The sequence below is a fragment of the Lysinibacillus sp. NPDC086135 genome (assembly GCF_044746345.1).
GTDB lineage: Bacteria > Bacillota > Bacilli > Bacillales_A > Planococcaceae > Lysinibacillus.
The window spans coordinates 19,500-30,338 of record NZ_JBIVCA010000012.1; the positions used below are offsets into that span (position 1 = coordinate 19,500).

Sequence of the window (10,839 nt, forward strand, 5' to 3'; positions counted from 1 at the left end):
TTGTCATGGCTACGAGTTTTTTGTTAGCTTATTTTGTGAAAGATAAAATTGCGTTTTTCTTAAATCCGCCTAAAGCTTTTGTTGCTTCACTTTTATTTGTGTATTCAAAAATACGAACGTCCTTTTTCTCAAATACTGTAATAACCCACATTGTAAAATCTCCCTTCAACTATATGTTTTTGTAATATAACAACCACTAAAAATGTGATATCTCCGATAAACTGTTTTATAACAATCTCTTACTGATTCTTATTCTACTCCTATTTTTTTAAAAATAAAGCCTAATGTGAAGGTCTTCACAAACTGTTCAATTTCTAAACGCTTTCATTGAACAATTTGTGAATTGTGGTTATTACCGCTAAAAATTCGAGTAAAGTAACTATCAATTATTTCGATGTGGGTCCTCAGTTGTGTGTGTTGTTGCCGCTACGCTTTCGCACAGATAAATTGCCATAAGACGTAGCGTTCTTAGCCTATTCCTCTTTTCAGTGGATGTTTGGAAGCACGCTAAAAGAAGCAAAAAAATTGCTCTCTTTCTTCACCGCCATATACATAGCAGAAAAAATGCGGAGTTTTTAAGATTCACTTATTGTTTTGCTTCATTAAACGAGCGATTTGCTGCTCATTTGTATGTTCGATTTCTTCTAATTTTTGAATCACTAAATGCTGTCTTTTATTAGAATGATTCTGACTTAACTTTTTCTTACCTTCCATACTTAAGATCTTTAATTTAAAGCCCTGAACTCCTTTATTTAGGTTACTTACAAGCTGCTCATCTACCTGAGTAAGGCTATATGTGCTGGTATGATGTTCATATTCATTAATCATGTTGTTAAAGGAGTTCATTAATTCATCATCGTTTTCCATAAGTTCGATTTCTCCATAAACATGTACTGCTATATAATTCCATGTTGGGACAGCATGATTTGTTTCATACCATGAGGGAGATATGTAGCAATGTGGCCCATGAAATATTGCTAAAACCTTTTGGTTCTCAATATCTTTCCATTGAGGATTCCCTTTTGCAAAATGCCCAATTAAATAATCTTTTGTGTCATTCAACAATAACGGAAGATGTGTAGCAAAGGACATTCCTTCATGAGTCGAAAAGAGTGTTGCAAAACTGTTTTCCTGAATCACTTCTATCATCTCTGAAACATCCTTCATTTTAAAAGCCGCTGGTATGTACATAAGCAAATCCCCCTTTGTTATTCGCTACACAAATGCTCCATAAGTGTTGCGTAATCCAAATTGCCGTATTGTATCACTTGCCCATCTTTTTCTACTACCGGAATCATCAACATATACTTTTCATGTATGCTCTCGTCTTCTTCAATATTAATAATTTCTATATCGAAATCTATATCTTCCTGTACAAGCTTTAATGTATGCAGTCCTTCTACACATAGTCCACAATTAGCTCGACTAAAAAATTTCACGTTCAATTACAGCACCTCCCTTAAGAGCTATTATAAAACTATTAAACAAGAGAGTGTAATGTCCCCTTCAAAAAATGGCTCTAATGACTCCTATCCCTAAGCACAGTTCTAGAATACATGGATTATTCCTTTAGAGCCTCTAGTTAAGAAAAAACTGTGCAAGGTACTCCCTGCACAGTTTACTTTCATCTTATTTTTTTAAATGGCTATCTAAGAATTTTAGCATGGCAGTGTAGAAATCGATACGGTTTTCTTCATTATGGAAACCATGGCCTTCATTTTCTTTCAGCATGTATTCCACATCAACGCCTCTAGCACGTAATGCTTCAACGATTTGATCGGACTCAGCCTTATTTACACGTGGATCATTTGCACCTTGAGCTACAAATAGCGGTGTTTTAATTTTATCCACATGGAAGACAGGTGAAGCAGCTGTTAATAGCTCCTTATCTTTTTCTGGATGCCCTACACGCTCATAAAGCATTTCACGCATTGTTTCCCAATATGGAGGAATTGTATTTAATAGTGTAAAGATATTCGATACACCTACATAATCAACTGCTGCTGCATATAGATCTGGTGTATAAGTGATACCTGCTAATGTTGCATAACCTCCAAAGGATGCACCATAAATTCCGATGCGTTTAGGGTCTGCAATACCTTGGTCGATTGCCCATTGTACGCCATCTGTAATATCATCTTGAATTTTTAGACCCCATTGCTTATTACCAGCTTCAAGGAACTTTTTACCGTATCCAGCTGAAGAACGGAAATTCATTTGTAGTACCGCATAACCACGATTTGCTAGTAATTGCGTCTCAGGATTAAAGCCCCATACATCGCGTCCCCATGGTCCACCGTGTGGATTGACGATAAGTGGCAGATTTTTAGCCTCTTTGTTTTTCGGTAAAGTTAAATAACCGTTAATCGTTAAGCCATCACGACTCTTATATGAAATTGGATGCATTTCTGCAAGCTCCTCTGGGTTTAACCAAGAGCCTAACGTTGCTAATTCTTTTAATTCGTCAGTTGTTGAATCGTAGTAATAATATTTTCCGTAAACAGTGTCACTAGAAACGTTAACAATGAATTTTGACATTTCTTTGTTGTAATCATTAATGCTTAATTCACTTTCTTGAACACCTAATTTGTTTTGAATTTTACGGAATAGTTTTTCAAAGTCTTCATCAAAGAATTGATAGTGTGCTTTATCTGTTATATATCCACCATATAATACTTTATCTTTCTCAGGACTGTATAATACACCCATTACATCCACTTCTGAGTTGGACATAATTACTTCTTCTTTACCTTCTAAATCATATTTCACCACTTCTACTTTATCTCTTCCTTTATTAGAAGTCGCGAAAATATGTTTATTGTCTTTAGAGAAAGCAAGTGGCATTACTTCATCTCCTGCTTTCATTTCAATAAATGGTTTGAATTCATCTTTCTCTGAATCACGGTAAAGGATAGTTCCTTCTACGCCATCTGAAGTAACTGCCAGACGTACATTTCCATCATGATCTGCTAACCAACTTGCAATATTACCTGGGTTTTTCGCAACATGTGTAGTTACTCCAGTCTTCACATTAAGCTTGTACACATCAAAGACCTTTGCATCTTCTTTATTCATTGTAATAAGGATTTCGTCTTTAACGCCCTGTAAATCACTTAATAACGCAACTGTTACATTCGGATATGGCGTTAAATCTTTTTCCTCATTACCGTTAAATGTTGTGGAATAAATGTGGAAGTTTTCATCGCCACCTTTATCCTTTACATATAGTAAATTATCATCTTTCCAGAAGGATCCACCAATATCGCGATCCGTTGAACTAGATACACGTACTGGCTCACTATCATCATTCATTTTCTTTACGAACACATTTGAACGATTTTCCCATGCAGATTTATAAGTAATGTAATTTCCGTCTGGTGAAAGATGATAGCCGCCGTTTCCTGGATTTTTCATGAAATCTTCTATGGAAATTTCTTTCACGCCTTCATTATTGCTAACACCATTTTTCACATTTTTAGCATTGTTTAAAATTTTGACCGCATCTTGTTTAGAAATTGTTTCACTAGTTGACAGACCATTAAATAAGCCAAGTTTATTTGCTTTTTCTTGATACTCAGCAAGTGTTGCTTCTTTTTCCTCTTTATTTAAAGCTCTTACTAAAATACGTGCTGCTTCGTCACGTTTAATATGGACACTTAAATCTTTTAATTCCTCGCCTTTTACCCATGTATCAATGATTTGCTGACGCATTGTCTCTGATCCATGTTGGAATGTTAGAGCTGTTACAGTTAAATCTAAAAATCCCTTAGCAGATAGACGTTCCTCTTTTACTTCTACTTGACTGCTAGTTTCATTGGCAGCGCGCACTTCCTGCATAGATACAGGAATAACCGCAGATGATGTTAAAATAACCGCTAATGATGCTGATAAAAACCTTTTTTTCAAAATGATTCCTCCTTATATCAGTACGCATTATGCATATTGTTAATACAATGAAATTATACCAACTTCAGTATATTTGTCAATTATTGGTCCTGACGATAAAAGACTGCGCGAGAAACTTAGTTCCTGCACAGTCTTCTTTCATACTTATTTTTTTAAATGGCTGTCTAAGAATTTTAGCATTGCAGTGTAGAATTCGATACTGTTTTCTTCATTAAGGAAACCGTGACCTTCATTATCCTTCACCATGTATTCCACATCAACGCCTCTTGCACGTAATGCTTCAACGATTTGATCAGATTCAGCTTTGTTTACACGTGGATCATTTGCACCTTGAGCTACAAATAAAGGTGTTTTAATTTTATCCACATGGAAGACAGGTGAAGCGGCTGTTAATAGCTCTTTATCTTCTTCTGGATTGCCCACACGCTTATAAAGTTGGTTACGCAATGTGTCCCAATACGGAGGGATTGTATTTAAAAATGTAAAGATGTTGGATACACCTACATAGTCCACTGCTGCAGCATATAAATCTGGAGTATATGTAATCCCAGCTAAAGTTGCATAACCTCCAAAGGATGCACCGTAAATTCCGATGCGTTTAGGGTCTGCTATCCCTTGGTCGATTGCCCATTGTACGCCATCTGTAATATCATCTTGGATTTTTAGACCCCATTGTTTATTACCAGCCTCTAAAAACTCTTTTCCATAGCCAGTTGAAGAACGGAAATTCATTTGTAGTACTGCATAACCGCGGTTAGCTAGTAACTGTACCTCTGGGTTAAAGCCCCACATATCACGTGCCCACGGACCACCGTGAGGGTTGACGATAAGTGGGAGATTTTTAGCCTCTTTGTTTTTCGGTAAAGTTAAATAACCGTTAATCGTTAAGCCGTCACGACTCTTATATGAAATTGGATGCATTTCTGCAAGCTCCTCTTGTTTTAACCAAGGGCTTAACGTTCCCATTTCTGTCATTTCATCTGTTGTTGAATCATAGTAATAATATTTTCCGTAAACAGTGTCACTAGAAACGCTAACAATGAATTTTGTCATTTCTTTATTGTAATCATTAATGCCTAATTCACTTTCTTGAACACCTAATTTATGTTGAATTTTACGGAATAGTTTTTCAAAGTCCTCGTCAAAGAATTGATAATGTGTCTTATCTGATACATATGCACCGTACAATACTTTATCTTTCTCAGCATTATATAATACACCCGTTACATCTACTTCTGAGTTAGACATAATTACTTCTTCTTTACCTTCTAAATCATATTTAACTACTTCTACTTTGTCTCTTCCTTTATTAGAAGTTGCGAAAATATGTTTATTGTCTTTAGAGAAAGCAAGTGGCGTTACTTGATCCCCTTCTTCCATTTCAATAAATGGCTTAAATTCATCTTTTTCTGAATCTCGATATAGAACAGTGCCTACTACACCATCTGAAGCAACTGCCATACGTACATTTCCATCACGGTCTGCTATCCAGCTCGTAATATTACCAGGGTTTTTCGCAACATGTGTAGTTTCACCAGTCTTTAGGTTAAGTTTGTACACATCAAAGACTTTTGCATCTTCTTTATTCATCATAATAAGGATTTCGTCTTTAACGCCCTTTAAGCTACTTAATACCCCAACTGTTACATTCGGATAAGGTGTTAAATCCTTTTCTTCATTACCATTAAATGTTGTTGAATAAATGTGGAAGTTTTCATCGCCACCTTTATCCTTTACATATAGTAAATTATCATCTTTCCAGAAGGATCCACCAATATCGCGATCCGTTGAACTAGATACACGTACTGGCTCGCTATCGTCATTCATTTTTTTTACGAAAACGTTTCTACGGTTTTCCCATGCAGCGTTAAAAGTTATGTAATTGCCATCCGGTGAAAGTTCATAGCCAACGTTTCCTGGATTTTTCATGAAATCTTCGACAGAAATTTCTTTCACGCCTTCATTATTGCTGACACCATTTTTCACATTTTTAGCGTTATTTAAAATTTTAACCGCATCTTGTTTAGAAATTGTTTCACTATTTGACAGACCGTTAAATAAGCCAAGTTTATTTGCATTTTCTTGATACTCAGCAAGTGTTGCTTCTTTTTCCTCTTTATTTAAAGCTCTTACTAAAATACGTGCAGCTTCATCACGTTTAATATGGACACTTAAATCTTTTAATTCCTCGCCTTTTACCCACGTATCAATGATTTGCTGACGCATTTTCTCTGATCCATGTTGGAATGTTAAGGCTGTTACAGTTAAATCTAAAAATTCCTTAGCAGATAGACGTTCCTCTTTTACTTCTACTTGACTGCTAGTTTCATTGGCAGCGCGCACTTCCTGCATAGATACAGGAATAACCGCAGATGATGTTAAAATAACCGCTAATGATGCTGATAAAAATCTTTTCTTCAAAATGATTCCTCCATATATCAGTTTATGTTATATCGTTTGTCGATATAATTGAATTATAGCAATTTTATCTACATTGTCAATTATTGATAATAATTAAGTATATTTCCCTTTTAAACCAATAAAAAAAGCAAACTGCATTGAGTTCACTTTTTTACTATAAACAGTTGTGCCTCGGCATAATTACGTGACATCCACCGAAAGCTTCATCCCACCGCCTATAAAGGAGGGAGACTTCTGTATTTGTCTCTACCAAAACACTTGTAACTACCGGTTCACTTACGTTACATAAGGCTGGCATCTGAAATTAAAATTTCCGACTTGCTCCTCCACCAGCAGATGAGCCGCCTCCGAATCCGCCAAATCCACCGCCCCTAGAGCCGCCACCTCCGAATCCACCTGGAAAACTACCCGGAAAACCGCCACGTCTACCAGAACGAGGCCCTCCTCCTCTACCATTAGAAATAAATGTATAAATAACAAGTACGATGATAGCGATTAAAATAATCACCCACGGTGGCATTTCTTCATTGTCAGCTGTATTTTCAGGCATCTCTCCATCCCAATTGTATTCCTGTGCGACAGTTTGAAATACGTCTGCATACGTTGCTTTAAATGCCTTATTAATGTCTCCAGCTCTTGCATTTGGATAAAACGCTGTATCTAAAATGCGCCCCAACTTGCCATCAGGTAATGCTCCTTCTAGACCTTGGCCTACAGCAATGACGACATCATTATTGCCATCGCCCTGCCCAAACGTTGCTAAAATTAAAACACCATTATTTTTTTGCGCATCGCCAATACCCCATGAACGAATCATTTTTGTTGCATACATTTTTGGTTCTTCTCCGTTAATAGTATCTACCGTTACGACCATAATTTCAGCACCTGTGCCTTTGTCTAGCTGCTCGGAATAGTGGTTGAGTTCTTCCTTTACGGATGTTGATAAAACATTAGCAAAATCATGAATATACGTATTTTTCATCGGTGTCGGCATTGCGGCCTCCGCCATTCTTATAGACAGAATAAACATGATGCTAACAATAGCAAGTTGGAATATTAACCGTTTCATTATTGTTTACCTGAACTGCCAAAATCTATAGATGGTGCCTTTTCAGCACCCGCAGCTGCTTTAAAGTATTCTTTCTGTTCAAAACCAAACATCCCTGCAATAAGATTGCCTGGAAAACGTTTAACCGTTTTATTAAAAGTCTGCACTTCATTGTTATAATCTTCTCGAGCCACTGCTAAACGATTTTCTGTCCCAGCTAATTCATCCATTAATTGACGGAAATTTGCATCTGCCTTTAAATTCGGATAATTTTCTACGACTACTAGTAATCGACTAAGTGCCCCGTTTAATGCATCATTGGCAACCGCCTGTTCCTTTGGACTTTGAGCACTTCCCATTTGTGCACGTGCCTCTGTAATGCTAGCGATCACTTCTTTCTCATGGTTAGCATAACCTTTTACAGATTCTATTAAGTTCGGAATCAAATCGTAGCGACGTTGTAGCTGATTTTCAACTTGCGCCCATTTCGAATCTACGCTTTCCTCTGCCGTTACTAGACTATTGTATTTTGGAATAAATAGTAAGGCCAATACAACTAAAATAATAACGATTATTCCTACAGGTCCAAATATTTTTTTCAATTCTAAAACCTCCTTCGCTTTCTTTTAGCTATCATCCATGATAAGCCTTTCTTTTTTCTTACCACTAATGTGCAGCAAAAAAACATCCCTATTCTACATATATGCAAATGCATTAATACCGTATGAAATTTCTCTAACGTGCCATACTTAATACTGTAACAAACTATGATATTTAGGAGGCGCTTTTTTTGACACAATCGTTTCAAAACGAATCATCAAACCAAACATCGTTTAATCAACAACAAAGCCTAAATCATGGTGGACATGAGCAAATGGACTTGCATGAAACAATAGGTGCAATCATTGCTTGTATGAATCAATCCATTGTTTTACGTCCACATGTTAAGGACACAGAGTTGCTTAGTATTTTGGATCGCCAATATAATTTCACATTAGGTATGTATAACACTATTGTGGAATCTTATAACACAGGTCATGATCCATCTGTTCCTACAGGTCGCTATCAAATGGAGACAGGAAATAATTTTAAATATGGATTGACTCCTGGCCAACCTAAAAAGCCAATGCAAAATGCAAATGAGCTCAGCGATGAATGTATCTCTGGCTTCTTACTTGGCGCTCAAAAAGGTGTGGCAAAAGGTATGACTGCAGCAGCAACAGAAACTACAAACCCTGTTGTTCGTCGCGTTATTGCAGATAGTATTCCCAACTGCATTGAAATGGCATACGAATTATCTATATACCAAAATATGCATGGCTACTATCAAGTACCTCAATTTTCTCAACAAGATATGCAAACGATGCTTAATGCATACAGCACTACAACAAATCCCCTTCATTAATTCTAAAAAACAAGAGCAGCCCCCTCTGTGGTCACTATCACCCAGGGGCTGCTCTTGTTTAACTTTTTATAAAAAATGCTTTCGTTCGTGGATCCGCAAAAACTTCATTCATAAAAACAATGCGAAAAACTAAAAATAGCACCAGGAGTAAATGTTTATCCATTCATCCTGGTGCTATTTTTAATTATTTGCAAAAAAAAAAGAATCCCCTCAGATAGGATTCTTTTTTTCGACTAGTATAACTAGTCTTCACGTACAGTATGTTCACTAAAAAATAATTTGGAATTGTTGCTTTTTTGAAGGTTTGAAAGGAACATATACGGGAATAATGCCTCTTAGGCAATATTTCCATTATATTCCCTTCTCTTTTCCCCACTAAGCAGGCTGCTAAACTACTTATTAGGAGAATTGAGTTATAAAAGTAAATCAAATAATCAGTAAAATGGCGCCCTCGGAGGGAATCGAACCCCCAGTGCAAGAACCGGAATCTTACGTGTTATCCATTACACCACGAGGGCAATTAAACAAAAAAAAAGTACTCACCCTAGGCTTTAGAAAAGCATGATGTAGATAACCCTCATGTGAAGCATACCTGCAAAATAGTGTACTGTACTTTAACTTATGTGACCTTATCAATTATACAAACGTATTGCCCATATTTCAACTATAGAATGCAAAACATTTTAACTTTTTTTTTTCATTCAATAAGCGTCAAAATACTACGGAAAAAAGATAAACCACAGACGGATATCACAGATTCTGAATTGTGCTGATACATGCTGTCTATATGCGTGGAAGCGAAGCGGCAACGGTAAATGTTTTTTGTAGCAAAAGCAATGCGGTAAGATAAAATGTTTTCTGGGCGAGGGCGGCGCGGCGGCGACAAATGTTTTCTCTGTGAAAGCGAAGCAGCACTATAATTACGCCAAGGCAAAATTGATTTAATTTATTTTACTTTAACAGGGTTAATATTTGACCTTCCCTGACTATAATGTGTATGATAAGGATACAGCTGAATTACCAAGGAAGTTTTCAGCAAAAGTATTCGAATTTAGTTTTTTAAGGAGGATTTAACATGAATTTAATTCCTACAGTTATTGAACAAACAAGTCGTGGTGAACGTGCGTATGACATCTATTCACGACTACTAAAAGACCGTATTATCCTATTAGGAAGTGCAATTGACGACAACGTTGCTAACTCAATTGTTGCTCAACTTCTATTCCTACAAGCAGAAGATCCAGACAAAGATATTTTTCTTTACATTAACTCACCAGGTGGATCTATCACTGCTGGTATGGCAATTTATGACACAATGCAAATTATCAAGCCACAAGTACAAACAATTTGTATCGGAATGGCAGCATCTATGGGTGCTTTCCTACTTGCTGCTGGTGAACCTGGTAAACGATTCGCATTACCGAATGCTGAAGTAATGATTCACCAACCTCTTGGCGGTGCACAAGGTCAGGCAACTGAAATCGAAATCGCTGCAAAACGTATTTTATTCTTACGTGAAAAATTAAATGGAATTTTATCGGAACGCACTGGTCAACCACTTGAAGTCATTGCAAGAGATACAGACCGCGATAACTTCATGACAGCTGAGCGTGCAAAAGAATACGGCCTAATCGACCAAATTATGGAACGCAAATAAAAATAGTTAAAGGCATCCCAGATTATTTCTGAGATGTCTTTTTTTGTTCGACATTAACTATATTGGTTTGATGGGACTATCCTTCACTTTGATTGGGCTATCCACGATTTTAATGGTTCTATCCACGACTTTAATGGCTCTATCCACGATTTCAATGGTTCTATCCACGACTTTGGCTACTCTATCTTTCATTTTGACGGTTCTATCCATTATTTTTACTCTTATTTCCTTCGCAGCCTTTTCTTTCCGTCGCTTTGACTCTTCTTCCATCGCTTCGGCTCTTCTTTCCGTCGCTTCGGCCTTTCTTTCCATCGCTTCGGCTCTCCTTTCCATCGCTTCGGCCTTTCTTTCCGTCGCTCTGACTCTTCTTTCCGCCGCAGACCTTTCTTTCCGTCGCTTCAG

Annotated in this window: 9 protein-coding genes, 1 tRNA gene and 1 pseudogene; 2 read left to right on the forward strand and 9 right to left on the reverse strand. The window is 36.9% G+C overall.

Annotation, left to right across the window (positions count from 1 at the left end; genetic code table 11):
• Window positions 1-28: 28 nt before the first annotated feature.
• The 7 genes from ACIPKN_RS15995 to ACIPKN_RS16025 all read right to left on the reverse strand — a co-directional run bounded on the left by ACIPKN_RS15995 (window position 29) and on the right by ACIPKN_RS16025 (window position 7,977).
• Window positions 29-151 (reverse strand): hypothetical protein, encoded by a 123-nt coding sequence (locus ACIPKN_RS15995; protein WP_255505174.1) that lies wholly within the window; start codon window positions 149-151, stop codon window positions 29-31.
• Window positions 152-582: 431 nt separating this feature from the next.
• Window positions 583-1,191 (reverse strand): FMN-binding negative transcriptional regulator, encoded by a 609-nt coding sequence (locus tag ACIPKN_RS16000; protein WP_400937751.1) that lies wholly within the window; start codon window positions 1,189-1,191, stop codon window positions 583-585.
• 17 nt (window positions 1,192-1,208) lie between these two features.
• On the reverse strand, window positions 1,209-1,445 hold the full coding sequence (locus tag ACIPKN_RS16005; RefSeq protein WP_053485826.1) for a glutaredoxin family protein: 237 nt from the start codon (window positions 1,443-1,445) through the stop codon (window positions 1,209-1,211).
• 184 nt (window positions 1,446-1,629) lie between these two features.
• Window positions 1,630-3,906, reverse strand: a complete 2,277-nt coding sequence (locus ACIPKN_RS16010) for a S9 family peptidase (RefSeq protein ID WP_400937755.1) — start codon at window positions 3,904-3,906, stop codon at window positions 1,630-1,632.
• Window positions 3,907-4,050: 144 nt separating this feature from the next.
• Window positions 4,051-6,327 carry a S9 family peptidase gene (locus tag ACIPKN_RS16015; protein WP_400937757.1) on the reverse strand — a complete coding sequence of 759 codons (2,277 nt, stop codon included), beginning with the start codon at window positions 6,325-6,327 and terminating at the stop codon, window positions 4,051-4,053.
• A gap of 304 nt (window positions 6,328-6,631) precedes the next feature.
• A complete protein-coding gene (locus ACIPKN_RS16020; RefSeq protein ID WP_400937759.1) occupies window positions 6,632-7,396 on the reverse strand; it encodes a TPM domain-containing protein in 765 nt (254 codons plus the stop codon).
• On the reverse strand, window positions 7,396-7,977 hold the full coding sequence (locus ACIPKN_RS16025) for a LemA family protein (protein WP_400937762.1): 582 nt from the start codon (window positions 7,975-7,977) through the stop codon (window positions 7,396-7,398). The genes ACIPKN_RS16020 and ACIPKN_RS16025 overlap by 1 nt, the downstream gene beginning before the upstream one ends.
• A gap of 188 nt (window positions 7,978-8,165) precedes the next feature.
• Between ACIPKN_RS16025 and ACIPKN_RS16030 the strand changes: the two genes are divergently transcribed.
• Window positions 8,166-8,780 carry a spore coat protein gene (locus tag ACIPKN_RS16030; protein WP_142509288.1) on the forward strand — a complete coding sequence of 205 codons (615 nt, stop codon included), beginning with the start codon at window positions 8,166-8,168 and terminating at the stop codon, window positions 8,778-8,780.
• Window positions 8,781-9,223: 443 nt separating this feature from the next.
• Here ACIPKN_RS16030 and ACIPKN_RS16035 read toward each other — a convergent pair.
• Window positions 9,224-9,298 (reverse strand) — tRNA-Arg (locus ACIPKN_RS16035).
• A gap of 557 nt (window positions 9,299-9,855) precedes the next feature.
• On the opposite strand from ACIPKN_RS16035, the gene clpP reads away from it, so the two are divergent.
• Window positions 9,856-10,437: an ATP-dependent Clp endopeptidase proteolytic subunit ClpP gene (clpP, locus tag ACIPKN_RS16040; RefSeq protein ID WP_132361998.1), complete on the forward strand. Its 582-nt coding sequence runs from the start codon at window positions 9,856-9,858 to the stop codon at window positions 10,435-10,437.
• A 57-nt stretch (window positions 10,438-10,494) separates the two neighbouring features.
• On the opposite strand, the pseudogene ACIPKN_RS16045 reads toward clpP, so the two are convergent.
• Window positions 10,495-10,839: pseudogene (locus ACIPKN_RS16045) on the reverse strand (hypothetical protein); the annotation flags it as partial.